Genomic DNA, 25,733 nt, shown 5'->3' on the forward strand with positions numbered 1-25,733 from the left:
AAAAGGCAAAATTTTATTTGGGATTAAAATTACAAGCCTTACATGTTAGATTTTTCTAAAAACTATGAATATTTACTTCCTTATGGAATATCAATTCATATTAGTTCTATAATTTCAATTGCTTAAACAAGGGTGAAGCTGAAATTAGGTTCAAAAGATAGCTTTGATTAAAGTTAAATCGCAATTTATTCTTTTAAATATAAAAATGAAAACGACCTAACTTAAGTCTAAAACTAGTTTCTTATACTATGTAAATTTACTTAAAAAAAGTAACTAATTTAACTTAAAGGCTGGTTTTTTTGAATAAGGAGGATAGGCATTACACTTTAATGAGAATGCATTATAGTGTAAAAGGATCCTAAAGGAATCTACAATCGTAAAGTTTGATAAATAGCCTAATGACAACCACAATCATCACCACTACCACAATTTTTATTTGAACTTTTCTTTTTGAAGAAGAATTTTTTAATCAAAAAAAACAATGCTATGCCTAGAGCCCCAAACGCTATAATTTCTTGAATATCCATAGTATAAAAATAACAAAAAGCAATCAAAATAGATTGCTTTTAAGAGTTAAACTAATGTCAAAATATTTTTACAACTGTGCCATTATTCCAAAGTTAATACTAAAAGGCATTCCTGGTCTTAATCCTGCAGGAACTCTTGATACCGCATATTCCTTGTCCAGCAAATTAATAATATTAGACATCAAACTCACTTTTTGAGTCAAGTGATATTTAGCTGATAAATCAACAATAAAATTACTGTTTACTTTATTTTGAGATGGAATAGCACCTGTTCCTGCCAATGTTCTAAAGGCATCTACATATTTCCCACTGATTGCAAGGTTAAACTTTTCTGTTTCGAAAGCTACCACTAAGGCAAATTGATTTTTGGCAATATAAGGAATCTCATCTCCACTCTTTACATCCCCCCAGATTGGACTATTAAAATCACTTTTTAAGTTCGTATCTGTTAAAGTATAGGAAAAACTAATAGGAAGTTTATATCCTTTTTCCTGATTATTAAGTACTTCATATGTCGCTAAAAATTCAACACCTTTAACTATCGCTGCACCTGCATTAAATAGATCTCCCGTTCCGGTTCCTCCTCCTGACATATTATCAGCACCTTGCAAATTTGAGAAATCATTATAATAACCAATTAATTCCCCGTAGAAAGCATTTTTACGAAAGCGAAATCCAAGTTCAGAATTGATACTGTTCTCGGCATCTTCTCCAACCTTAGCACCCGGAGGAGAAAATCCTTTGTGTATACTAGTAAACACATTATAATCCGCATTGATTTTATATAGAATTCCCATTCCAGGAATCCAAACATCCAAACGGTTGTTCGCTTTTACAACGCTCGTTCCTACTCTTGTTATATCGTTACTGCCATAATTAATAGATTCTAAATTGATATTTTCATATCTAATTCCTGGTGAGAAAGTAAATTTATCATAGGTTAACGTGTAAAGAATATGAGCAGCAACTGCTTCGGCTTTTGTAATTCTATTTGCATCTGTACCAGGAGTTCCGTTAGAAGTTCTGTTCATAACTCCGTTTTGAATAGCGTATCCGTCAACCCATTGAAAACGGTCTTCATAATCCTCATGGTAACGAAAACCAAAATCTAGATCATGTTTCAGAACCCCTGTTCCAAAATCATAATTAGCAACAGATTGGATTCCTTTTGCTTCATAGCCCCGATTGTTAGCTTTTACAATTAAAGCATTGTCAATAGTATTGCTTGCACCGGTTAAAGCTAAATATTCCGCATTGTAAGTGGTTGGATCAATCAATATAGAATTGATTCCCACTTTTGTTGTTCCTAGTTTTAAGGCATCCAGTTTATACCAATTCCTAGCAAAATTATTTTTATAGGCTTTGGTAGTTATATTAAATTTCTGAGATGGTTTTATGTAATGAGTGAACATAATTTGCTTATGCTCCGTATCAATATAATCTTCGTTTGACCCTACATATCTTCTATAGGGATTATTATTATAATCCGTTTCTGTTAAACCCAAGTAGGTTTCGTTTGCCAAGTCTTCGCTGTACTGGATTTTTGCAGTCAGGGATTGAAAAATTTTAGCATCTGCATCCGTATTAATTCTAAATTTTGCAACATAATCATTTCCTTGAAAACCAGTAGTTTTAGTGCTATTGTCGATTTTCTTAAATCCATCTGAATTTCGGTTGTTGTATTCTAAAACGTACCCGAAGTTCTTCCTTTCATCACCTATATTTACATACGTTTTTTTAGTATTGAAACTACCAATACTCGCAACAACTCTAGCAGAGAAACGATTGGGAATTTGTGTTGAAACCATATTAATAGCACCACCGGTTGTGTAAGGTCCGTATTGAATTTGGCTACCTCCTTTTAGGATCTCAAAAGACTGCATTCTATTTACAGTGGGGAAATAATACGCTGCGGGTGCTGCATAAGGAGCGGGAGCAATTAGAACACCATCTTCCATTAGCGTAATTTTACTACTACGATCCGGACTGGTACCGCGCATTCCAATGTTTGGTCTAAGACCAAAACCTTCTTCTTCTTGAATATTAAGTCCAGGAACGGTTCTTAATATTCTGGATACATCATCGTAATTGAAAGTTTTTAGTTCTTTTGGAGATATAAAATAAGTTGCTCCTGCTTTGTTTTTGGCTTTAAATTTACTTCCAACAATTGCATCTGTTGTAATTATAACTTCCTTCAAACTTTCAATACTGTCTTTTTGATTTTTTGATAGTTCCTTTTGTTGCGAAAACCCTAGTGAAGTGACAAATAGTGAAGTTACAATTATAATCTTTCTCATTTTTATTTAGATTTATTCTACATTGCAAATGTAAATTCTAAATCTTATTTAGACAAATTAAAAATAATATAAATTCAAAGTTTAACATTTGTTGATTATGCTTTGAACGCTTTACTGAGGTTTTCCTCCATTATAATCAAACAAAATAAGTCCTTAAATTATCAAAACTCTATTATTTGAGAATTTGATAGGTAATTAAAGCAACTACATAGGCAAATCCAGACATAAATATCAGTTGTCCCGCAGGCCATTTCCAGGAATTGGTTTCTTTTTTAGTCACAGCAAGTGTACTGGCGCACTGCATAGCAAAAGCATAAAACAAAAGCAACGATATTCCGGAGGCAAAATTAAATATTTTTTCTCCAGTTACTGGGTTGATTTCAGCAGCCATTTTATTTTTGATTGTAGTTTCGTTATCACTACCGCCAACACTATAAATCGTGGCCAATGTGCCTACGAATACCTCTCTTGCAGCAAAGGAACTAATTATAGCTATTCCTATTTTCCAGTCGTAGCCCAAAGGAGAAATAGCCGGCTCTATGGTTTTTCCCATAATACCAATATACGAATTTTCTAATTTTTGAGAAGCCACTGCATTTTCAAATTCCACTTTTGATAACGGATTTTGCTTGGTGTTTTCAGTAACAATTGTTTTGGCATTGTTAAATTTTTCACCAGGACCGTATGATGCCAAAAACCATAAAACAATAGATATTGCCAATATAATTTTTCCAGCACCAAAAATAAAAGCTTTTGTTTTCTCAATAACATTGATACCTACGTTCTTGAAAAGCGGTAATTTATAATTGGGCATTTCTACTACAAAATAGGTTTTCCCTTTTATTTTTAAGATTTTATTCAAAATATAGGCTGAAAATATAGCCATCCCGAAACCCAGAAGATACAACAACATCAAAGTCATTCCTTGCATGTTTAGAAATCCAAAAACCCGAGTATCCGGAATTACCAATGCAATAATGATAGCATAAACAGGAAGTCGTGCGGAGCAGGTGGTGAATGGAGTTACCAGAATAGTGATCAATCGTTCTTTCCAGTTTTCGATATTTCGAGTAGCCATAATTGCTGGAATGGCACAGGCTGTACCTGAAATCAGTGGAACTACGCTTTTACCAGACAAACCAAACTTTCGCATGATTTTATCCATTAAGAAGACTACCCGACTCATATAGCCACTTTCTTCCAGAATTGAAATAAACATAAATAGAAAAGCAATTTGTGGGATGAATATCAATATTCCTCCTATCCCCGGAATAATTCCTTGCGATATTAGATTAGTCAAAACTCCAGCAGGTAATTGTTCAGCTGCAAATGAACTCAATGCTGCAAATGAAGTATCAATAAAATCCATTGGTATTTTAGACCATTCAAAAATAGATTGGAAAATAACAAATAAAATTAAAAAGAAAATAACATACCCCAGAATTTTATGGGTGAGTACGCGATCCAGTTTGCTGCGAAAATCTTTAGCGACTGTCTCGTCTACTTTCAATCCTATTTTCAAAACATCATTAATGAATTGATACCGTTTTATTGTTTCTTTTTGCTGCAAACGCTTTAAATCCGAATGCGTTTTAGTAAAAGAACTTCGGATTTCATTTCGATCTAAATTTAAGAAATTTACATCTTGTGTGATTACCAGCCATAATTTGTAGAGCAATTGATTGGGAAATGCTTTACGCAAACTATTAAAATAGTCGGTATCAATTATCGAAGCATTCAAGCAGGGCTCACTTGAAATCGTGCGATACCTTACAATTAACTTTTTCAATTCATCAATTCCATATCCTTTTCTGGAGCTGATCAACGCAATTTTGGTTTTTAAATGTTCTTCAAGATAGGGAATGTCTAGCGTAATCCCTTTAAATTTCATTCTATCCGCCATGTTAATCACAAGGATTGTAGGGATTTCAAGATCTTTTATTTGAGTAAAAAGAAGTAAATTTCGTTTTAGATTTTCAACATCCGTCACAACAAGCGCTACGTCCGGATACAATTTATCGTTTTTATTGAGCAACAATTCTATGACTACATTTTCATCAATAGAGCTTGCATTGAGGCTATAAGTGCCTGGCAAATCCAGAATATTGGCTTTTACATTATTCGGTAATTTGCAAAAACCTATCTTTTTCTCCACTGTAATTCCAGGGTAATTTCCCACTTGCTGATTCAAACCTGTCAACTGGTTAAAAACAGAAGTTTTTCCTGTATTAGGATTCCCAATTAAAGCGACATTTATGTTTTGCTTGCTTACCATAAGTTGGTTTTAAGGATGTCGACTTCAATTTCTTTTGCAGTTTCCACCCGTATTGCAACATGTGAACCATTGATGTTTAAATATAAAGGATCTCCAAATGGAGCTACTTGAAGCAATTCTACCAAGTTACCGGGCAAGCAACCCATTTCCAATAATTTTAAGGGAACCGTATCGATGTCAAAGTCTTTTATGATCGCTTTTTCGCCTTTTTTTAGAGAATGTATCGTTGTTTGCAAACCTTATTTAGATTAAATTAAGATTGCAAAAATACACATTTTAAAACAAACAAAAATCATAACCATTACATTTATACTATTATTACTTAAAACAAGCAGTTGTGTTTAAACAGAATATAAAACTAAAAAAATGTCCTTTTGAAAGTGACTTATTCATTGCTCAGGAAAGTAATATCGTCTATTAATCGTTTCATGTCTTCTTTATTAGTGCCATCATAAAAACCACGAACTCTCTTTTTAGTGTCAACCAACACAAAATTTTCGGTGTGCACCATATCGTACAGTTCGCTTGGTTTCCCCAGTTTAACTGCCAAATAGGATTTTCTGGCCATTGCGTAAATTTCTTTTTTATCTCCTGTAACTAAATTCCACTTATTGGCATCAACATGGTGTTTATTGGCATAAGCCTTCAATACGGGAACACTGTCGGTTTCTGGAAAAACAGTATGGGATAATAACTTTACCTTAGGATTATTGATGAAGACTTTTTGAATACCCGATAAATTGGTTGTCATTTTTGGACAAATGGAACCGCAAGTAGTAAAGAAAAAATCAGCAACATATATCTTTCCTTCATAGTCTTTTTGCGTGATAATTTTCCCGTCTTGGTTGACAAACGAAAAATCAGCTATTGTGTGGTACTTGCTTTTGTATTGAATGGTGCTGTCTACTAATTCCGGATTTACATCTGCAGGATTGTAAATGGGAAGTGTTTTTTTTGGCTTTAAAGCCGAATAAAACAAGGATAATATAATTGCCGAAAGTACAATGAAAACTCCTAAAAAGAGTCGGTATTTTTTGAAAAACTCTAACATGATGCTATTTTGATACAAAAATACGAAACGGGATTTGTTTTTAATTCAAATTAACACAATCTTATCTCAGAAGTATTCCTTCAAAAAAGAGATCAAATTAATGCCTTTCGTAATTAAACCTTTTAAATATTCAGTGGTCTAATAAAAATCTATTGGTAATTAATAGATTTTAACTAAAAATCAAATTATTTATTAATAGCTTTGTTAACATAACTAAAAAACTAAAAAAAATGAAAAAAACTTGCAATAAGCAATTGCTTTTTGTGATTCCTGCAATTATGGGTTTTGCGGTGAGTCAAGCTCAGAATGCTCCGGCAGCTAAAGAACCGGGAATCAATGTGAATTACATGGATAAGGACGTTAAACCAAGTAATGATTTCTTTCGCTATGTAAATGGAACCTGGTTGGACAATACAGAAATTCCAAGTGATCGAACCCGTTGGGGTAGTTTTGATGAATTGCGTCAAAAGACAGATGCAGATGCTTTAGCCATTCTTAAAGAAGCGACTACAAATCCCAATTACAAATCGAATACTGATCAAGGTAAAGCGATTAATTTATACCAATCTATTCTTGATACTGTTGGTAGAAACAAACTAGGTATAGCCCCTTTGAAACCGTATTTAAAAAAAATAGACGCGGTTAAAAATACCAAAGATTTAGAAGCATTATTAATCGAAATGGAACCTGTTGGTGGCATTGGTTTTATAGGTGCTGGTGTAGGAACTGATGCAAAGAACAGCAGCAGGAACGTCATTAATTTAGGTCCCGGAGGCGTTGGTTTACCAGACAGAGATTATTATGTTTCTGAGGATGCCGATTCAAAAGAAAAACGTGCTATATATGTTTTACACGTGGCCAAAATGCTGCAATACTTAGGGGATAAACCCGCAATTGCTAAAATAAATGCCGAGAAAATTCTGGCTCTTGAAATTGCCATGTCTAAACCAAGATTAGACCGAGTAGAACGCAGAGACCGTCGTAAGTCATACAATCCAATGACATTAGCTGATTTGAGCAAATTAACTCCCTCAATTAACTGGAATGCTTATTTTACAAAAATTGGATTGGCTAAAGTAGATACCGTAATCGTATCACAACCAAAATACATGACGGCGCTAGAAACTATTTTTAAAGAAAACAAAGTAGAAGATTGGAAAGCTTACATGCGCTGGAGTTTGTTGAATAGTGCTTCAAGCCAATTATCGACAGAAATTGAAAACGCAAACTGGGAGTTCTACGGAAGAACGTTAACGGGTGCCGTAAGTCAAAGACCTCGTGACGAAAGAGCACTTCAAACTATTAATGGAACGGTTGGAGAAGCATTAGGAAAATTATATGTTGAGAAAAAATTTCCCGCTGAAGCCAAGGCTAAAGCAGAGAAAATGATCAAAAATATATTTATTGCTTTCGAAAACAGAATCAATAATTTATCATGGATGTCGGCAGAAACTAAGGTGAGTGCCCTTGCCAAATTGCATAAATCTAGAATTAAAATAGGGTATCCGGATAAATGGAAAGATTATTCAGCCTTGACTATCAAAAGTCCAAAAGAAGGCGGAACTTATTTTGAAAACGCTAAAAGCATGTCGCAATGGCGTTTCAATGAAAATATAGCCGAATTAAACAAACCAGTTGATAAAGAAAAATGGGGAATGTCTCCACAAACGGTAAATGCGTATTACAATCCATCTAATAATGAAATCGTATTCCCAGCAGCAATTTTACAACCGCCGTTTTACAATTATCAAGCGGACGAAGCGGTAAATTATGGTGGAATCGGTGGTGTTATTGGTCACGAAATTTCACATGGTTTTGATGATTCAGGTTCCCGTTACAATGCTGATGGAAACTTAGTAGACTGGTGGACAGCCGAAGATTTGAAACAATTCTCTGCTTTAACAGGTGCACTTGCCGCTCAATACAGCGCTTTACAACCTATTCCAGGAACTTTTGTTGATGGTAAATTCACATTGGGTGAAAACATTGGAGATTTAGGTGGAGTAAATGCCGCTTATGATGGTTTGCAATTGTACTTGAAAGAAAACGGAAACCCGGGATTGATTGACGGATACACTCCGGAACAACGTTTCTTTATTTCTTGGTCAACTATCTGGCGTTCAAAAATGCGAGATGAAGCCTTGAAAAATCAAGTAAAAACAGACCCACATTCTCCAGGCATGTACCGCGCGTATGTTCCTTTGCAAAATATTGATACGTTCTATAAAGCCTTCGATATTCAAGCAAATGACGGAATGTATATTACCCCTGAAAAAAGAGTTCGAATTTGGTAAACAGTTGTTTAAAAATTAAAATAGATCCCATTCGTTAAATCGAATGGGATTTATTGTTTTATAGTGTTTTTACGCGTTCGCCTCAGGGAATAATTGACCATATACAAGCCAAATAAAGTAACCCCACCTCCTATTGCAATAGCAGCATTAAGCGGTTCACCAAAAATCAGGGCGCCCAGTAGTACCGCAACAATCGGATTGATATAAGAATAAACACTACTAATTTCAGCTGGAAGATTTTGAAGTGCATAAATAAAAGCAATGAAGGTAAGAATCGAACCAAAAACAACCAAATAACCAATAGACCACCACGACATCGCGGGAATAGCACTTAAACTAACAGAAGTTCCAGTTGCGCCTGTATAGGCAAAAAGCAATATACTGGACAAAAACATTTGTAGTCCTAAACTAAAATACGGATTAAAAGTTGCTGCTTTTTTCTTAGTATACAACGTTCCAAAAGCCCATGTTAAAGTAGAAACTATAGAAATTATGATTCCAAATCTAAAATTTGGGATTAAAAAATCACTCAAGTGATCGTAAAAAATAACACACACTCCACTAAAACTTACGATCAAGCCTACAACCGATATGCTGGACAAACGCTCTCCTCTAAAAAAAGTAATAATAACAATCCATAAAGGAACAATTGCTCCAATTATAGCACCTAGTCCGCTGCTAATGTACTTAACGCCCCAAGTACTTAACGCATTGCTCAACATAAAGTTCAAAATACTCAAGATAACAATCGTTTTCCATTGTTTTCCTTTTGGCCAAGGTGCTTTTTTAAATAGAAAAAAAGAAATATACAGCAATCCTCCCAGAAATTGTCTAATGGCAACCAGCTGTAATGCGGGCATGTGTTTTACACCTTCTTTTGAAGCAATCCAAGTTGTTCCCCAAAAAAAACTGACCCAGCACAAGGCCAAAATAGGCAATCCGATGGCATTGATCTTAGACGAAACAGCATTCTTAATTTTAGTTCTCACGTTATAAATTTGGTTTGGTAAAAGTATAATTTAAAACGGTTTTTATTTTAGTACTTAAAATTGTTTTTCCTACAGAAGGATTTTCATGAGTAAATTTTGGTAACGCTAAATTTAAATCTTCAGCCTTTTGTGTGTAATACATTTCTCGGGAAGGATAACAGGGAGTCACCGCATTGAAAGTTTCATTCCAAATATTCAATTCTATTATCTTTAAAATTATACCTATACAATCTTCCTGATAAATTAAATTTATAGGTGCATCAGGATTATCTAAATTCTCACGACCCGCAAGAAAATGTATCGGATGCCGGTCTTCGCCAATTAAGCCACCAAAACGCAATATTGTAGTTTGGAAATTTACAGCGCTTTGCAAAAGCTGCTCGGTCTCTAGTAGTTGTTTCCCGCTTTCCGTATCCGGTTTTGGAGGTGTTTCTTCGGAAACAAGAGTATCCGTATCTCCATAAACAGAAGATGAACTGATGAAAAGTACTTTTTTTACAGACGAATTTTCTATAATCGGAATTATATTTCTAATTTTTGAAACAAAATTCTCTGCCCCTGAACCACGAAGTTTAGGTGGAACATCAATGATTAAAGTTTCAGAGTTTTTTAGCAATTCACTTAATTCCCCAATAGTTTTATTTTCTGAAAGTACAATTAAAAAAGGCTTAATTCCTGCATTTTCCAGTACCGCTAATTTACCTTCTGACGTTGTCGACCCATTTACTAAATAATCATTTTTTAATAAGGCTTTCGCCAAAGGCAAGCCCAACCAACCACAACCCAGAATACTAATTTTTGTCATATTATTTTTAAATTATTTTGCTTTCAAACTGTTCTTCGTAATTGTTAAAGTATCTTTTACAATTGGATTTTCCATACTGCTATCTGAAGGCCCTATTTCTACCTGAGTTGGCTTTATTTTTTGCTTGATTACCACAGCATCATTCAAAACAAAAGGCGTTGGCATCATCCAGTTTTCTCTTTTTGTTATTTCAAATAAAGGATTCGTCATTAAATCAAAAGAGCTTTCCATTAGTTCCATATCTAAAACAGTTGAGGAATTCACGCTAAACTGCATTTCTAGAGGTGCATTATCAACCACATAATAACTCAATATTTTCTTTCCTTTTCGTTGGTATAATGAGTTTTTCTGGCCTAATGTGGTCACACCATTTGCTTTGAAATTATGAATAGCCATTTTTTCATTGGCAAAGATATCATACCGATTTACGTTTCGATTAGGAGAAATTCTTATTTTCAAATACCTTTCATTTCCTACCACCCGGTCTTCCAGAAATACGACATTAGGTTTTATAATGTCTTTTTTAGGAGCCTTAGCCAAATACTTGAATCCTGAATTGTACTTGCTAAACAAAGGGGTTTCATTCAACGCTAATGCTTCTTTAGGGTTTTCACCTAAATAGCCTTTGGTCCAGGAATCAAGATTGGTGTCGTAGGTAACCCAATGGGCTTGGTTTGTATCAGCATCGTAGATGTAGAGCAAGCTGTTTGATTTAGCTTTACCATATTCGTACCCCGATTCAGAATGTGCTTTGGCAAAAAAGCCGATGGCAAGCACAAAAAACACTACAGCCCAGATTCCTTTTTTTGCGAAAGTTCCAAAAACAGGCAACAATAATCCAAAGGTCAAAACAGTAAGCATTGCACTTGCAAACAATACTTTTAACCCTAACCCTACAGGAAACATTTGAATGAAAGGCGCTATAATTATTAAAGCCGGAATACTAAAAGCAAGACTTAGTATTTTGCGGTATTTTTGAGTTATGATAAATGCCGCAAACAGAAATAGTCCGAAATATACTGGAATAATCAGGAATCCAGCTCCAGGCAAACTAAAAGCAAGTGCTCCATTTATCACAATCCAAATAAATAGTGGGGCTACATAATGATTCATCGTAACCTTACTAGCAGAAAAACGGTGGTAAAACCCTAGCGTTATTGCCAAGGCCAGTAGCACAAATGCTGCTATATACGCGTGCCCATTGTACGTAAATCCGTTGAGTAAATCATTGTATTGAGGATAGCTGATTAGCATAAGCTTCCAACCAAAAAAAGTAATTAATCCCGTACTGATAAAGGATCCTAAAAACGGAATAAATCCTTTTCCTATTTCTCGGGATGATAAAATACGCTTGGCTCTTCCCAAGAATATGAGCCCAATAAACAACCCTAATGCCAGTACTACCATGGGCAAAACCCAACTAAAAGGATAGCTTATGAAAGTATACGGAATGGTAAAATAGACATAATCTTCGCTAGCTTGCGTAACCTTCAAGTCAGCATTCGAAAAATATTTCAATAATGGCATTAAGTATGTCCCTTGATGTGCTAAGGTATTTTTGTTTAAATGATTTATATCATCTTGGGCCGTGTGATAATTAAAATGGTCATCGATAAAAGCAAAATTATATCCCTGAACATTGCCTTGTTCTCTGAAAACAGTTAAATCAGTGTCATTGGGTAACATTTTATAAATGCTGTACATCAAGGAATTTGAAACTGGAAAAGTCACATTTGCGGCAGCAAACTCTCTTACCAATCCTGCATTTCCAGTGTTCGTTTCCATTAACATATAACTTGGGCCTGAGGAACCTCGGGCTTCAAAATTAAGCACCAAGCCAATTTCTTTTGCCCAATGGTGTTTGGTTACAAATAAAGCTGCACCATTTAATCCTAATTCTTCCGCATCTGAAAAAAGAATGATAATGTCATTTTTATGAGGGGTTTTAGAGTATATAAAAGCACGGACACTCTCTAGGATCGTAGCCACACCAGAACCAGCATCGCTTGCCCCTTTAGAGTAGGAATGTGGTGCGCTATCGTAATGGGAAAGCAACAACAAAGCTTTAGCGCTAGAAGTTCCTTTTATGCGAGCCAATATATTTTTTGAGTGTACTAAATTTCCCCAATCACTTAAGGTGTATCCCTCCTGAATAGTTGTTTCTAATCCTAATTTATTTAACTCTTTTACGAGATAATCAGCAACCACTGCGTGTTCTTTTGAACCTACATAATGCGGTTGTTTCGAAATGGCTTTCACTTGCGACAAAGCTCTTTTAGTTGAAAATTCAGAAAGAGAACCTGCTTCATCTGAAGTCCAATGTGGCATCATTGTAAAGTAAATCAATCCTAGAATTCCTAGGATAAATAAACTGGCAAAAATAGAGGAATAATCTTTTTTCATGGTAGGTAAGTAGCTAGGGGTTGTGGTATTTAAATATCTTTTTTGACAAGCATGTAAAAATCAGTATCCAAAAGCATATAGCCTTGGTCGTATAAGAAATAGTAGGTATTTCCTGTTTTAGTTTGTAAAATATTCGTGAAAAATTCAAAATCAAAACCTTTACTAAGCAGTTTTGCCCGAGTAGTTTTTGATTTTCCTTCCACATTCAGCTCGGATAAAATACGGTAATTCTTGCGCAACTTATTGTTGATGTTGCGCATAAAATTAGTGCTGTCTTTGTTTATTTTATTGTTATAAGCATTGCGGCAACCATCACTACAGAATTTTTTATCCTCTCGGCCTACAATTTTCTCTCCACATTCTAAACAGGTTTTATTCATGGATTGATTTTTTTAATGTCATACAAATCTGTTCTCCGATCTTTGAGGATGCGTACACTTCCGTGTTCGTGAAGTTCTTTCAATAAATTTAGATCCACATCAACGATAAGCGTCATCTCCGTATTTGGAGTCGCTTCGGCTTTAATCCCATTACTAGGAAACGCAAAATCAGAAGGTGTAAACACCGCGGATTGCGCATATTGAATATCCATGTTATTCACCTTTGGGAGATTCCCAACACATCCTGCTATAGCAACATAACATTCGTTTTCAATAGCTCTGGCTTGAGCACAATGTTTGACTCTGGTATACGCGTTTTGGGTATCCGTCAAGAACGGTACAAATAAAATATTCATTCCTTCATCTGCCATTAATCTGGATAATTCTGGAAATTCTACATCATAACATATCATGATGCCTATTTTTCCGCAATCCGTATCAAAAGTCTTGATTTGTGATCCCCCGGTCATTCCCCAGTGCTGAACTTCATTTGGTGTCACATGAATTTTAGCATACATCTCTGATGTACCATCTCTTTTACAAAGAAAACCTACATTGTAAAGAGTCCCATTTTCTAAATAAGGCATGCTTCCTGTAATGATGTTAATGTTGTAGGAAATAGCGAATTCTTGGAAACGTTTCCGAATGGGTTCAGAGTGTTTGGCCAATTCCCGAATGGCTTCGGCTTCTGATAAATGATTGTAATCAGCCATTAGTGGTGCTGTGAATAATTCTGGAAATAGTGCAAAATCACTGGCATAACCAGAAACTACGTCTATAAAAAACTCACACTGTTCGAATAGCGCTTCCAGATTATTCAATTGACGCATCTGCCATTGAACCAATCCCAATCGGATGACACTTTTCTCGAGATTGATTAATTTTGGGCTTTCATCATAATAAATATTATTCCATTCCAGTAAAACAGCAAATTCTTTAGAATCGGCATCACCTTCAAGATAATTTTTCATTATTCGGATTACATGAAAATCATTACTCAACTGAAAAGAAAGTACCGGATCGTGTAATTCTTTTCTTTTTACTTTCTCAATGTAATTTTTGGGGGTGAGTTTCTTAGCATGCTGTCCATAATTAGGAATTCTTCCTGCAAAAACAATTGCTTTCAAATTCAATTGTTCGCACAACTCCTTTCGGGCGTCATACAATCGTCTTCCTAGACGCAATCCTCTATAACTTGGGTGAATGAAAATATCAATACCATATAAGACATCTCCTAGAGGGTTGTGAGTCGAAAAAGTATATCCACCGGTTATTTGAGAATAATTGTGGTTTTTATCGACTAAACTTTCGTCCACTCGCAATGATAGTGCGGAACCTACCACTTTTCCATCTACTAGGATCACTAACTGTCCTTCAGGAAAAATACTTAATAGTTTTTCAATATGATGTTCTCTCCAGTAAGAGCCTACCATCTCAGGATACGATTCTACCATTGATTTTTTCAGTTCTTTGTAGTCTTCAAATTTCAAATTTCGTAATTCTACTTTGTTTATTTTGGCTTGCATAAGAATTTGATTTTAATCAAATATAATTAAATTTTTCCATTTACAAACGCTTACAAATAGTTACAACCGAAAGTAAATAGTTACCAACCGAATACTTTTTTTAAGTCATCGCATCTTTGCCCTGTTGATTTGAAACACCAATTCAACACAACTTACACTAACCTATAAATAATATACGCCATGAGCACATTAAGAAACAAAGTTCAGTTAATTGGACACGTTGGGAATGATCCGGAAATCAAAACTTTTGACGGAGGAAAAAAATTAGCCAATTTCACTTTAGCTACTAACGAAAGCTACAAAAACGACAAAGGAGAAAAGATAGAAGAGACACAATGGCACAAACTCATCGCTTGGGGTAAAACCGCTGATATTATAGAAAAATATGTTGCCAAAGGAAAAGAAATTGCGATTGAAGGTAAATTGGCTCATCGAAGCTATGAGGATAAAAATGGCGAAAAACGCTATGTGACTGAAGTCGTGGTAAACGATGTACTCCTTTTGGGAAAATAATAATACAATACAGGTCAGATATTCTGGAAAAAATGCTAATTATGATTTCTATTAAATAAAAAAAGATTCTCCCTAAGCAACCTTTTTAACTTTAAACCATCTTTTATAAAATTAATAACTTAATAACTTTTAAAGAGATGAAAAAAATTAAATTACAAGTGATTGCTTTAGTATTAGTAGTAGCATCAGGATTTGCTTCCTGCAGTAATGATGATGACCAACAAGTAATTATAACCAAAAAGTCCTTTGTTAGTGCCGTAACCGGACCAACAACTGGAACTGTAAATCAAGAACTGGTCTTAAGTGTTACTTTTGATGTTGAAAATAAGTGTAGCGTTTTTAATAAATTTATTGAAATAGCTACTGATAACACAAAGGTTATTGAAGTAGAAACAAAACTAGAAGGAGTTGATTGCGGTACTATACCTGTGTCTAAAATCACTACCTACAAATTTAAAGCAACAGCGGCTGGAACATATCTTTTTAAATTTAAGAAATCGGCTACTGAATTTATAACACAAACGATCGTTGTAAGCTCCGCAAGCTAAAATTTCAATAAGAAGCTGTCTCAAACGACAGCTTCTTGTTTTCTAAAAGGATATACTCTTGATTTTATGAATACTCTGAAGCCAAAAAAGAGTAGTTTAGTACACTAACTAATTTAATTAAAAAAAGAATCCTTGTTGACGCAACCTTTTTATAAAAAAATCATCTTAAGAAGAAACCGTCTTAAGAATATTTCTCGATGGTGTTTATTAACTTTTAAACAATAGAAGATGAAAAAAATTATTTTACTTACCCTGTTTTTATTGACACTGATGTCTTGCAGTATGGATGATGATCAATCAAATTACAGTTATGAAGTACTTCCTATAGACAGTTATACATTACCCCAAACATTTACTTTGGGACAAACCTATGAGATAAAGTTGAAGTACAAAAAACCTTCCGACTGCCATTATTTCCAAGGCATATATTACAGCAAGGAATTAAATATCAGGACCATTGGAATTCAAACGGGCGTTTTGGAAAATGCCGAATGCAAACCATTGACTACGGAGCCTATTGCGGTTTCGTTCAACTTTTACGTAACAAACACCGGTTCGTATATTTTTAAATTTTATAAGGGAGAAGATGCTAATGGAGCTAATATTTTTGAGGAAGTAGAAGTTCCCGTCACTAATTAATTCTTGAATGAAATTGTGGGCTTAGACCAATTAATTATTGATTGTAAAAAAAACTGCCCAAAAGCTCAGCAGCAAGTATATCAAATTTTTTCTAAAAAGTTATTTGGTGTTTGTTTAAAATATTCCAGCAATTATGCCGATGCAGAAGACAACTTACAAGATGGTTTTTTGATAATTTTCGAAAAAATAAAACAGTTCAATTTCAAAGGCTCTTTTGAGGGCTGGGCAAAGAGAATACTAATCAACAATGCCCTGCAAAAGTTTAGAGAGGTTCGGTTTATGGAGGTTTTAGATGATACTATTGCTGATGAAGAAATTGAAATTGACGACGAGCACATATCTATTGCCTTTTTATTGCAGATTATTCAGGAATTACCAGATCAATATCGATTCGTTTTCAGCCTCTACGTACTAGACGGATATTCCCATAAAGAAGTAGCAGAAATGCTCAAAATCACCACCGGAACAACAAAATCTAATCTTGCTAGAGCAAGATTGATTTTGAAAGAAAAAATCGAAGTTTATTCCAGAATTAAAACAAAGTCATCGGCAAAATGAACGACAAAAAAAATATCGACCGCTTTTTTCAAGAGCAATTCAACGATTTTGAAATAGATCCAAATGAGCAAGTTTGGATCAATATTCAAACCAAATTGAAAAAAAAGAAAAAAGAACGAAGAACGATTCCGTTCTGGATAAAATTCCCAGGAATTGCAGCAGCCTTTCTTCTGGGTGTATTTGCGTTGAATGCTCTTTTGAACACCAATACCAGCAAGGAGAATAGCATAGTTTTAGAACCAAAAATGTTGAAAAAATCTTCTCAAAACAACGATTCTATTCTTAATAATACAGAGAAAAAGATCAATTCCTTGAAAATTGAAAAAGGAGCTCCAATCCTCGTAAACAAAGTTAATACAGGCGAAAAAAATGGGAAAGAATTCACAACCGCTAACGAATCTGAAATCAATTCGAACAAAGAGACTACTGCAACTAATCCTATTGTTTATTTACAAAAAAATCATCCTTCGATAAAACAAAAATCAAACAATAAAGTCCACCAATCTTACATGGCTATCCCCGAAAAAAATAGCACGACAACATCCCATCCGTTTAAGAATATTCAGGGTAAAGTTGTAGAAAAAAATACTTTTAAAGAAAATGAAAGTACTCTAATTGCCCAGGTAGAGCCTAACAACCAAATTTCGACTAGTACCGAAACGCCCAATGAATTAGAGGAAATTCTAAAAAATAAAGCTTCCGAAAAACAAATTTTAGTTCTTAATCAAAAAAATAAATGGCAAATTACGCCAAATATCGGAGCTGTGTATCTAAATTCAAATTCGGGAGGATCTCCTATTGATGCACAATTCTCCGAAAACCAGAAATCAGCTGATAACAGTTTAAGTTTTGGGATTGGAGTCAATTATGCCATGTCTAAAAAAATAGCCATACGCTCCGGGATTAATAAGCTCTCGATCGGATACAATACAAATAACGTTATTTATTCAACAGGCTTAGCGAATAATAACCTGGCAAACATTAACTATACTACTAATGCTTTGATTGAGATTAAAAATGAGGCCGCTTTAAATGTATTAACGTCTTTAGAAAAAGACCTGCAAAAAACAAATACGGGTGCATTAAATCAGAAAATGGGGTATTATGAAGTGCCGTTAGAACTTTCCTATACCGTTTTGGACAGTAAATTAGGGATTAATATTATTGGCGGAGTAAGTACTTTGTTTCTCAACCAAAACAAAATATCATTAGTTTCAGATGAAACTAATCTAAAATTAGGCGAAGCAAGAAATTTGAATCAAATTCATTTTAGCACGAATGTAGGTTTCGGATTCAAATACCAAATCATGAAATCATTCCAAATTAATTTTGAACCAATGGTTAAATATCAATTGAATACATTTTCAAACAACTCGGGTGATTTTAAACCTCTGTTTATTGGTTTGTATTCTGGCATTAGCTATAGCTTTTAATGGGGATTGAATCGTACGCTATTAACTGATTGTATATTATCCCGCGAACTTCTTCCCGAATTTCTTTTCGATGAACACCCGTTTTTCCCAATGTTTCTATGTGAGAATGCATTTTTACGCGCATAATTCCAGGGCTACCGCTGAAAAAAGTATACGGAAATCTCTTCTTATTATCGGCAAAAGTGATCGGAACAATAGGAATTTCATGCTCAATGGCCAAACGGAAAGCACCATCCTTAAACGTGTCTAATAAAATTGATTCATCATCTGGAACGCCACCTTCAGGAAAAATACAGATACTCAATCCTTGATTAATTCTTTTTTGAGCACGATTAAAGACTTCCATTTTACTTTTCGAACAATTCCTATCTACCAAAATACAGGTTCTTTTGTAGAAAAACCCAAACAAGGGAATTTTTGAAAGTTCTTTTTTACCCACAAAAACAAACGGATTTCGAGTCAAGGCAAGCATCAGCATAATATCGGCCATTGAGGTATGATTGGCCACAATCATGTAACTTTTTTGGTATTTCATTTCTTGGCTTTTATCTATTTTATAATAAAATCCCATCCCGAAAAGAATAAATTTTGCCCAAATACGAGCCATTTTAAAAAAATATGGGTAGCCACTTTCCGTCAAAATAGACAAGATCAAAAAAGGAAACATCACCACTATGGGAATGGTCATCAAAATATAAAACCATACACGCCATAGCGCCCAAAAAATAATTTTTAATCCTCTCATGAGTTCAAAAGTAAGAAATCAGACGTTATGATGCTCAAAAAACATTCTTGTGTTTTTCAATATATAAGTCATCTGTATTTTTATGTTGCTGGGCAATTATACCTCATTCTTTTAATCATCACCGTTTTATTAATATAAATGACTGATATGGCTAAAATAAAATTTTGCTAATCCAACTTCGAACAAGTTAATTTTTATAATTTGCGAATTTGCGGTAAAAAATAAAAAACTTTGCGAACTTTGCGCTTCAGAAAAAATCATAATGGCAAAAATACTTACAGGCGTTCAAAGTACCGGAACACCGCATTTAGGCAACTTACTTGGCGCAATCATTCCAGCGATCGCGTTATCAAATAAACCGGAAAACGAATCCTTTCTTTTCATTGCCGATTTACACTCGATAACACAAATAAAAAACGGTGAAACCTTACGAACTAATACCTACAGTACTGCAGCAGCTTGGCTTGCTTGTGGTTTGAATGTGGACAAAGTAGTTTTCTACAGACAATCTGATGTGCCACAAACAGCAGAATTATCGTGGTATTTGAGTTGTTTTTTTCCTTTTCAACGTTTGACATTAGCACATTCCTTCAAAGACAAAGCCGATAGACTGGAAGATGTAAACGCCGGTTTGTTTTCGTATCCAATGTTGATGGCTGCCGATATTTTATTATACGATGCCCAGCTTGTCCCGGTAGGAAAAGACCAATTGCAACACCTTGAGATTACACGTGATGTAGCGTCCCGTTTCAATCATCAAATGGGAGAAACGTTTGTGATTCCTGAAGCCAAAATTCAGGAAGACAGCATGTTGATTCCAGGAACAAACGGTGGAAAAATGAGTAAATCAGCCAATAATATTATCAATATATTTCTGGATGACAAAGCGCTACGCAAACAAGTGATGGGTATTGAAACCGATAGCACACCGCTGGAAGACCCAAAAAATCCAGAAACATGTAATGCTTTTGCTATTTATTCTTTATTAGCAAATGAAGAACAAATTGCCACAATGACTGCTAATTACCTTGGTGGAAATTATGGCTACGGTCACGCCAAACAAGCCTTGTTTGAATTGATCACAGAAACCTTCAAAACCGAAAGAGAAAAATACAAGTATTACATGAACAACCTTCCCGAAGTAGATGCGCTTTTAAAGATTGGTGCTCAAAAAGCTTCGGCTGTTGCCAATGGCGTTCTGGCAAGAGTGAGAGAAAAATTAGGATTTGAGGTTAATTAAAACTTTGATTTCAATTCTTAAGTTTATAAAATGATTGGCCGCAGATTCATAGATTATTTAAAATCTGTGAATCTGCTGTTCTTTCTTTTCATTTAATTACTATATCGCCTCAAACAATTTCCCAGGCAAAGGCCGAATCACACCTTTGAGTTCCATATTCAACAGCATTCCAGAAATTTTATAAATAGGGAAATCACAGCGCAAGGCAATAATATCCATCAATTCTTTTCCCGTTTTAAGGAGGTAATCATATACTTTTTGCTCGTCTTCCTCTAAGCTTACAAACAATTGTTTTTGTACCGTTTTCGTTTCTTTTTGAATATCCCAATTCAAAATATAAATCAAATCGGCAGCACTGGTCAAGACATTTGCCTTTTGGGTTTTTATCAGGTTGTTGCAGCCTTGGCTGTACTTATCCGTAACACGCCCCGGAACCGCAAAAACATCCCGGTTGTAATCATTGGCCATATTGGCTGTGATGAGTGATCCGCCTCTATCGGCTGATTCAATTACTATTGTCGCTTCAGACATACCAGCAACGATTCGGTTTCTTCGAACGAAATTTTCTTTATCGGGATTGGAGGAACTCCAGAACTCAGTCATAAAACCACCGTTCTGCTCGACTTTGGTCACATATTTTTTATGGATTTTCGGGTAAATTTGGTTCAAACCATGCGCCACCACACCTATAGTCTGTAAATTATGTTCCATTGCCAGTTGGTGTGCGACAATATCGACGCCATAGGCAAAACCACTGACAATTATAGGGTCCAACGGAGCCAGATCTTCGATCAGTTTTCTACAAAATTCAGTTCCGTACGAGGTAATTTGGCGCGTTCCTACAATGCTGATTATTCTTCTGTTCTTTAAATTAATATTTCCAGAAGTAAATAATAAAAGTGGTCCGTCAATACAATGTTTCAAGCGTTCCGGATAGTCTTCGTCCTGAAAATAAACCGCGTTGATTTCATTCGCTTTTATAAATTCCAGCTCCTGAGTTGCTTTTTCGAAAACGGATTTATCTTTTAAATTTTTCATCAAAACAGATCCTACTCCATCAATAGCAGCGAGTTGCGAAGCTTTTGTGTTAAAAACGGCTTCTGCAGTTCCAAAATGGGTCAGCAGTTTTTTAGCCATGATATCGCCCACGCCTTCTATTCTTTGCAAAGCCAATAAATAAAATAAATCCTGCTCTTTCATGCTAATTATTTGAGACTGAAATGTATAAATTTTTATGCGGATTGTTAATAAAAATTGTGAATAAAATTTTGATAACTATTTTCGTTGTATAACTTTGTAAGTATGAAAATCGAACTATACATCGCGCAGCTTTTATACCGTTATCAATGTGTTACCGTTCCTGGTTTTGGAGCTTTTTTGACCGAAATCCAATCGGCTAAACTAAACGAAAGTACAAATTCATTTTCTCCACCCAAAAAAATGATTGCTTTCAATGCAAATCTGAAAAACAATGATGGTTTACTAGCCAATCATATTGCTTTAGCAGAGAAAACGTCTTACGAATATGCCGTAAGCGCCATTCAATATGAGGTTTTTAATTGGAAAAAAGCTTTAGAAGAAAACCAACTTTTTTCTATTAAAAATGTTGGGGACCTTCGTTTGAACGCGGATCACAATATCGTTTTCACGCCTTATGATCAAACCAATTATTTAACCAGTTCTTTTGGGTTGGCTCCTTTTGTTTCACCACTTGTAAAAAGAGCTATTTTCGAAAAAGAAGTAGAAGCAATTGAAGAAAAAGCCACCATCACAATGGTTCCTGAACAAACCAGAACAGCGAATCCATATTTAAAATACGCTGCTATTTTTGTATTAGGATTGGGACTTGCAGGAAGTGTGGGTTATCCAATGTATCAAAACCAAATCGCTTCAGAAACGATTCTTGTTGAAACTGCCGTTCAAAAACAAGTTCAAAATAAAATTCAGCAAGCCACTTTCTTCATCGAAAGTCCGGTTCCGGCTGTTACACTTTCCGTAAAATCTACCAAGGAAATAAAAATGCCGTATCACATTATGGCTGGAGTCTATAGGGAAGAAAAAAACGCTAACAAAACGCTGCGAATTTTAAGTCGCTTAGGATACAATGCCAAACGAATTGCTCCTAACAGAAACGGTTATTTTCCGGTTTTGTATGGCAGTTACGCCACATTTGCTGAAGCAGAAAAAGCAAAAAAAGAAATCAATGAAAAGCACAATCCAGAGGCTTGGATACTGATTCAAACACTATAAAACAAAAACCCTATTCATACCGAATAGGGTTTTTTAGTTTTAGCACTTTGTTCTATTTAATTCAGACTCGCTTTGTACATCCTCGCTTCTTCCCAAGAGAATTTATGACCGTATTTTTCCATCAAAGCATTTAGTGATTCTTCTTTGTATCCGGCAAAAGCAGTTGCTAAATCCTGCATTTTATCCTCCGGTAAAACCTCTGAAATGGATACCGCTTTAGTTTGTATCAGTTTTACAAAATGGGAGTAAATCGTTTGTTTGGTCAAGACTCTGATTGTTGCAATATCTTCAATTGATTTCTTTTCCACCCACAATTCGTAGGTTTCCTTCACCGTTGATTTTTTAGGTGCTGCAGTTTTAGATTTTTTCGAAGCATAACGTTCCACGTACCTATCATCTTCAATCAACGTAATATTTAATTCTTTGAATTGATTTTGTATGGCTTCCGTTTTTCGGATGATGTATTTTTTTATTTCTGAGGATGTCAATTTCTCTTTCGAAATGGTTTCTCCTGCAACAACGGTTTCTATCAATAATTTGGCTTTCATTAAGCGCAAAACGGCCTTCGTCTGCAATTCTTCCAACACGATTAATTCATCGTAAAACGCTTTGACTTTCTTGATGCGTTTTACTTCTTCAATTTTCCAAAGGATCTCAAAAACCAACTCGTCCATTGGTTTTAAAAAAAAACCAAAAGCAGCTTGAATTCTTTCGGAAACATGATTCAAATCGACGGTTTCCTGAGCAAAAAGTTTATTCAATTGCGAAATGAATTTTTTGGAGGGATCCAAAAGCTGTTCGATGATTTCCGTTTGCTTTCTGGCCCAAACGGCATGTTTGGATTTCTCTGAAATCTCTGAATTTTCGTTGTAACTGAATTTATGATTGCGCCATTCTTGAGCCAAATCATTCCACTCGAACGTGTTTATCAAATAGTTATGGATGAAGTTTTTAGTTTCAAAATGCAAGGCATTCTCTAAAAACGAATCCGACGCTTTGTTTAATGAATAATCCATCACATCCTGATCGTTTGAAATGCCATTCATGCGTAGCGGAGAAAGTAAAATAAGTCCTTCTAACGAGCGCAAACGCGATAATGCGACATACGCCTGTCCCGGAAGAAAAACTTGCGAAACATCAAGCGCCGCTTTATCAAATGTCAATCCCTGGCTTTTATGAACCGTAATCGCCCACGCTAATTTGATGGGATAATGCACAAAAGTCCCCAAAACCTCTTCTTCAATTTCCTTGGTGGTTTCGTCTACTTTGTACCGAATGTTTTGCCATTCGTATTTTTCGACTTCTATAGTTTTGTTTTCTTCCGGAAAATGAACCAGGATTTCCTGACTCGAAAGCGATTTGATAACGCCCATTTTTCCGTTGAAATAGTTTTTATCAAAGGACAAATCGTTTTTTACGAACATGATTTGCGCGCCTACTTTCAACTGCAATTGTTGTTCCACGGGAAATATTTTCTCCGGAAAATCTCCGGTTATCTCCGGTTTATAGACCACTGACTTTCCTTCTAAATCTTCCAAAGCCTGCGCATTCATTGAATCGGCTTTATTATTGTGTGTGGTTAATGTAATATATCCTTTATTGGCTTTTAAATCAAAATCAGGTTTTACATATTGGTTTAAGGTTTGAATGTCTTGCTGCGAAATCTCATTATTACGAAGATTATTCAAAACCGATATAAACGTATCGTCAGTCTGGCGAAAGATCTTGGATAATTCAATGTATAAAGGTGGATTTTGCTGTACCACGTGCGAATGGAAAAAGAATTTTCCTTTATAATAGGTTTTCAGCGTACGCCATTCTTCGTCCCGAATTACCGGAGGCAATTGCAATAAATCGCCAATATACAAGACTTGAACGCCCCCAAAAGGAGTACTTTTTTTGCGCACGGTTTGCATCATATAATCCATAGCGTCCAGTAAATCCGCGCGTAACATACTCACTTCATCGATAATCAACAATTCCATATTGCGAATTACTGATTTCTTCAAACCGCTCATTTTGAAATGCCTGCGCAAGGTAGCTTTGGTTTCAAATTTAGTGCTTTCAGAAAATTGAGGCGATGAATTATCCGGAATAAATCCTCCAAACGGCAACTGAAACATGGAATGTATCGTTACACCACCCGCGTTTAAAGCCGCAATTCCCGTTGGTGCCACAACAACAGTATTCTTGTGTGTGGTTTCGATAATTTCCCGTAAAAGGGTAGTTTTCCCTGTACCTGCTTTCCCGGTAAGGAAAACGGATCGTTGGGTTTGATTGATGAATCGCAAGGTGTAAGCGGCTGCTTCTGAAATGGTTTGCATTAGGCGTGTATGTATAAAGCTAAAGTATTGAAAATTAGGAATACTATTTTAATTTTTGGAAAACATTTTAGGATTATAATTCAACTATTTTTAGCCCCGATAAAAGCGAAAATCATCGAGATTTAGAAAGTGCTTTTTTCTGGTCAGAAAAGAGCGACTAAAAGAAGCTCCTTTTATGGGTAAGAAAAACCACTTTCTAAACGAAAGATGATAGCGGATAGCGGGAAATAGCTTCAAAAAAAATGCCTTCAATCTAACTATAGACGAAGGCAATGTTTTGAATTAATATAGAAAAATTATTTTTTGGCTGCTGCTTTTTCTTCCGTTTTCGCAGGTGCTTTGTATTTGTCGTTCAAGGCTTTGATGATTTCTTTTGTAATATCAAATTTATCTTCAGCGTATAAAATTGAAGCTGCATCGCCTGTACCGTAGATGTATGCATATCCTTTTTCTTTTCCGTACGTTTTGATGAATTTTTTTACTCCGCTTACTAAAGAATCCATTTCTTTACCGCTTTCTTGTTGCAATTCTTGTGATAAGGCTTGTTGCGCATAACCCAATTGTTGTTCTTTTTTTTGCAATTCAGCCCCTTTTTGTTGTGCCCACGCCTGACCATTAGCTTGTGCTTGCGCTTGAAAACCGGCGGCTTCTTGTTTAAATCGAGTAATTTCAGCTTCTAATTGTTTTCCTTTTTCCTCTGCTTTCGCTTTATATTTTGCTTCTAGGTCTTTTGCCTCTGTATATTCTTTCATTAATTCAGAAGTATCTACGTAAGCTGTTTTTACTTCTTTAACTTTTTCTGCAGTTTTATTGCAAGCTACAAGTGAAATTGATAATGCGATAATTACTAATGCTTTTTTCATTTTGATGAATTTCTAGTTTTGAGTATTGTTGACAAAAATATAAAAAATTTGATAGCATTGACATAAAGTTTAA

The 25,733-nt window shown here is 35.1% G+C and carries 21 protein-coding genes; 8 read left to right on the top strand and 13 right to left on the bottom strand.

The window, feature by feature from the left end; all coding sequences use genetic code 11:
* Window positions 1-595: 595 nt before the first annotated feature.
* From ACNQF9_RS04215 to ACNQF9_RS04230, 4 genes are all read right to left on the bottom strand, one after another.
* Entirely contained in the window at window positions 596-2,824 is a 2,229-nt protein-coding gene (locus ACNQF9_RS04215) for a TonB-dependent receptor family protein (protein WP_417958993.1), read from the bottom strand.
* Window positions 2,825-2,996: 172 nt separating this feature from the next.
* Window positions 2,997-5,099, bottom strand: coding sequence for a ferrous iron transport protein B (gene feoB / locus ACNQF9_RS04220; RefSeq protein ID WP_417958994.1), 2,103 nt, complete (start codon window positions 5,097-5,099; stop codon window positions 2,997-2,999).
* Entirely contained in the window at window positions 5,093-5,335 is a 243-nt protein-coding gene (locus tag ACNQF9_RS04225; protein WP_417958995.1) for a FeoA family protein, read from the bottom strand. The genes feoB and ACNQF9_RS04225 overlap by 7 nt, the downstream gene beginning before the upstream one ends.
* Window positions 5,336-5,484: 149 nt before the next feature.
* Window positions 5,485-6,150 carry an SCO family protein gene (locus ACNQF9_RS04230; RefSeq protein ID WP_417958996.1) on the bottom strand — a complete coding sequence of 222 codons (666 nt, stop codon included), beginning with the start codon at window positions 6,148-6,150 and terminating at the stop codon, window positions 5,485-5,487.
* 230 nt (window positions 6,151-6,380) lie between these two features.
* Between ACNQF9_RS04230 and ACNQF9_RS04235 the strand changes: the two genes are divergently transcribed.
* On the top strand, window positions 6,381-8,444 hold the full coding sequence (locus tag ACNQF9_RS04235) for a M13 family metallopeptidase (protein ID WP_417989693.1): 2,064 nt from the start codon (window positions 6,381-6,383) through the stop codon (window positions 8,442-8,444).
* Between the two features lie 50 nt (window positions 8,445-8,494).
* Here ACNQF9_RS04235 and ACNQF9_RS04240 read toward each other — a convergent pair whose 3' ends face one another.
* From ACNQF9_RS04240 to ACNQF9_RS04260, 5 genes are all read right to left on the bottom strand, one after another.
* Entirely contained in the window at window positions 8,495-9,433 is a 939-nt protein-coding gene (locus ACNQF9_RS04240; RefSeq protein ID WP_417958998.1) for a DMT family transporter, read from the bottom strand.
* 1 nt (window position 9,434) lies between these two features.
* Entirely contained in the window at window positions 9,435-10,238 is an 804-nt protein-coding gene (locus tag ACNQF9_RS04245; RefSeq protein WP_417989694.1) for an SDR family oxidoreductase, read from the bottom strand.
* 12 nt (window positions 10,239-10,250) lie between these two features.
* Complete coding sequence (locus ACNQF9_RS04250) at window positions 10,251-12,569, bottom strand: M28 family peptidase (protein WP_417989856.1); 2,319 nt, start codon at window positions 12,567-12,569, stop codon at window positions 10,251-10,253.
* 101 nt (window positions 12,570-12,670) lie between these two features.
* Entirely contained in the window at window positions 12,671-13,021 is a 351-nt protein-coding gene (locus ACNQF9_RS04255) for a hypothetical protein (protein WP_417959000.1), read from the bottom strand.
* On the bottom strand, window positions 13,018-14,547 hold the full coding sequence (locus ACNQF9_RS04260) for a GNAT family N-acetyltransferase (protein ID WP_417959001.1): 1,530 nt from the start codon (window positions 14,545-14,547) through the stop codon (window positions 13,018-13,020). Before ACNQF9_RS04260 ends, ACNQF9_RS04255 begins: the two co-directional genes overlap by 4 nt.
* Window positions 14,548-14,727: 180 nt before the next feature.
* Here ACNQF9_RS04260 and ACNQF9_RS04265 point away from each other — a divergent pair, with 180 nt between their 5' ends.
* The 5 genes from ACNQF9_RS04265 (at window position 14,728) to ACNQF9_RS04285 (ending at window position 18,238) form a co-directional block, all read left to right on the top strand.
* Window positions 14,728-15,060, top strand: a complete 333-nt coding sequence (locus ACNQF9_RS04265; RefSeq protein WP_417989695.1) for a single-stranded DNA-binding protein — start codon at window positions 14,728-14,730, stop codon at window positions 15,058-15,060.
* Between the two features lie 137 nt (window positions 15,061-15,197).
* A complete protein-coding gene (locus ACNQF9_RS04270) occupies window positions 15,198-15,608 on the top strand; it encodes a hypothetical protein (protein WP_417989696.1) in 411 nt (136 codons plus the stop codon).
* Window positions 15,609-15,836: 228 nt separating this feature from the next.
* Window positions 15,837-16,247 (top strand): hypothetical protein, encoded by a 411-nt coding sequence (locus ACNQF9_RS04275; RefSeq protein WP_417989697.1) that lies wholly within the window; start codon window positions 15,837-15,839, stop codon window positions 16,245-16,247.
* Window positions 16,248-16,262: 15 nt separating this feature from the next.
* A complete protein-coding gene (locus ACNQF9_RS04280; RefSeq protein ID WP_417989857.1) occupies window positions 16,263-16,805 on the top strand; it encodes an RNA polymerase sigma factor in 543 nt (180 codons plus the stop codon).
* A complete protein-coding gene (locus ACNQF9_RS04285; protein ID WP_417989698.1) occupies window positions 16,802-18,238 on the top strand; it encodes a hypothetical protein in 1,437 nt (478 codons plus the stop codon). Before ACNQF9_RS04280 ends, ACNQF9_RS04285 begins: the two co-directional genes overlap by 4 nt.
* On the opposite strand, the gene ACNQF9_RS04290 is transcribed toward ACNQF9_RS04285, so the two are convergent.
* The gene (locus ACNQF9_RS04290; RefSeq protein ID WP_417989699.1) at window positions 18,222-18,983 is read right to left on the bottom strand and encodes a lysophospholipid acyltransferase family protein; all 762 of its coding nucleotides are present in this window, start codon (window positions 18,981-18,983) and stop codon (window positions 18,222-18,224) included. The two genes, ACNQF9_RS04285 and ACNQF9_RS04290, sit on opposite strands and share 17 nt — an antisense overlap.
* Window positions 18,984-19,245: 262 nt before the next feature.
* Here ACNQF9_RS04290 and trpS point away from each other — a divergent pair, with 262 nt between their 5' ends.
* Entirely contained in the window at window positions 19,246-20,223 is a 978-nt protein-coding gene (trpS, locus tag ACNQF9_RS04295) for a tryptophan--tRNA ligase (RefSeq protein ID WP_417989700.1), read from the top strand.
* A gap of 99 nt (window positions 20,224-20,322) precedes the next feature.
* Here the strand turns inward: trpS and dprA are convergent, their stop codons facing one another.
* Window positions 20,323-21,423 carry a DNA-processing protein DprA gene (gene dprA / locus ACNQF9_RS04300; protein ID WP_417959008.1) on the bottom strand — a complete coding sequence of 367 codons (1,101 nt, stop codon included), beginning with the start codon at window positions 21,421-21,423 and terminating at the stop codon, window positions 20,323-20,325.
* 102 nt (window positions 21,424-21,525) lie between these two features.
* On the opposite strand from dprA, the gene ACNQF9_RS04305 reads away from it, so the two are divergent.
* Entirely contained in the window at window positions 21,526-22,473 is a 948-nt protein-coding gene (locus ACNQF9_RS04305; RefSeq protein ID WP_417989701.1) for an HU domain-containing protein, read from the top strand.
* Window positions 22,474-22,529: 56 nt separating this feature from the next.
* Here the strand turns inward: ACNQF9_RS04305 and ACNQF9_RS04310 are convergent, their stop codons facing one another.
* The gene (locus ACNQF9_RS04310; protein ID WP_417989702.1) at window positions 22,530-24,797 is read right to left on the bottom strand and encodes a helix-turn-helix domain-containing protein; all 2,268 of its coding nucleotides are present in this window, start codon (window positions 24,795-24,797) and stop codon (window positions 22,530-22,532) included.
* 296 nt (window positions 24,798-25,093) lie between these two features.
* The gene (locus ACNQF9_RS04315; protein WP_417959011.1) at window positions 25,094-25,660 is read right to left on the bottom strand and encodes an OmpH/Skp family outer membrane protein; all 567 of its coding nucleotides are present in this window, start codon (window positions 25,658-25,660) and stop codon (window positions 25,094-25,096) included.
* Window positions 25,661-25,733: the final 73 nt, after the last annotated feature.

The organism is Flavobacterium amylolyticum (genome assembly GCF_048284335.1).
Taxonomy (GTDB): Bacteria; Bacteroidota; Bacteroidia; order Flavobacteriales; family Flavobacteriaceae; genus Flavobacterium.

Excerpts from the sequence above, each read along its gene's own strand:
- ACNQF9_RS04310 (WP_417989702.1), bottom strand. The coding sequence starts at position 24,797 with ATGCAAACCATTTCAGAAGCAGCCGCTTACACCTTGCGATTCATCAAT.
- ACNQF9_RS04250 (WP_417989856.1), bottom strand. The coding sequence starts at position 12,569 with ATGATGCCACATTGGACTTCAGATGAAGCAGGTTCTCTTTCTGAATTT.
- ACNQF9_RS04230 (WP_417958996.1), bottom strand. The coding sequence starts at position 6,150 with ATGTTAGAGTTTTTCAAAAAATACCGACTCTTTTTAGGAGTTTTCATT.
- ACNQF9_RS04315 (WP_417959011.1), bottom strand. The coding sequence starts at position 25,660 with ATGAAAAAAGCATTAGTAATTATCGCATTATCAATTTCACTTGTAGCT.
- feoB (WP_417958994.1), bottom strand. The coding sequence starts at position 5,099 with ATGGTAAGCAAGCAAAACATAAATGTCGCTTTAATTGGGAATCCTAAT.
- ACNQF9_RS04260 (WP_417959001.1), bottom strand. The coding sequence starts at position 14,547 with ATGCAAGCCAAAATAAACAAAGTAGAATTACGAAATTTGAAATTTGAA.
- ACNQF9_RS04290 (WP_417989699.1), bottom strand. The coding sequence starts at position 18,983 with ATGAGAGGATTAAAAATTATTTTTTGGGCGCTATGGCGTGTATGGTTT.
- ACNQF9_RS04275 (WP_417989697.1), top strand. The coding sequence starts at position 15,837 with ATGAAAAAAATTATTTTACTTACCCTGTTTTTATTGACACTGATGTCT.
- ACNQF9_RS04265 (WP_417989695.1), top strand. The coding sequence starts at position 14,728 with ATGAGCACATTAAGAAACAAAGTTCAGTTAATTGGACACGTTGGGAAT.
- trpS (WP_417989700.1), top strand. The coding sequence starts at position 19,246 with ATGGCAAAAATACTTACAGGCGTTCAAAGTACCGGAACACCGCATTTA.
- dprA (WP_417959008.1), bottom strand. The coding sequence starts at position 21,423 with ATGAAAGAGCAGGATTTATTTTATTTATTGGCTTTGCAAAGAATAGAA.
- ACNQF9_RS04270 (WP_417989696.1), top strand. The coding sequence starts at position 15,198 with ATGAAAAAAATTAAATTACAAGTGATTGCTTTAGTATTAGTAGTAGCA.
- ACNQF9_RS04245 (WP_417989694.1), bottom strand. The coding sequence starts at position 10,238 with ATGACAAAAATTAGTATTCTGGGTTGTGGTTGGTTGGGCTTGCCTTTG.
- ACNQF9_RS04285 (WP_417989698.1), top strand. The coding sequence starts at position 16,802 with ATGAACGACAAAAAAAATATCGACCGCTTTTTTCAAGAGCAATTCAAC.
- ACNQF9_RS04255 (WP_417959000.1), bottom strand. The coding sequence starts at position 13,021 with ATGAATAAAACCTGTTTAGAATGTGGAGAGAAAATTGTAGGCCGAGAG.
- ACNQF9_RS04215 (WP_417958993.1), bottom strand. The coding sequence starts at position 2,824 with ATGAGAAAGATTATAATTGTAACTTCACTATTTGTCACTTCACTAGGG.
- ACNQF9_RS04305 (WP_417989701.1), top strand. The coding sequence starts at position 21,526 with ATGAAAATCGAACTATACATCGCGCAGCTTTTATACCGTTATCAATGT.
- ACNQF9_RS04235 (WP_417989693.1), top strand. The coding sequence starts at position 6,381 with ATGAAAAAAACTTGCAATAAGCAATTGCTTTTTGTGATTCCTGCAATT.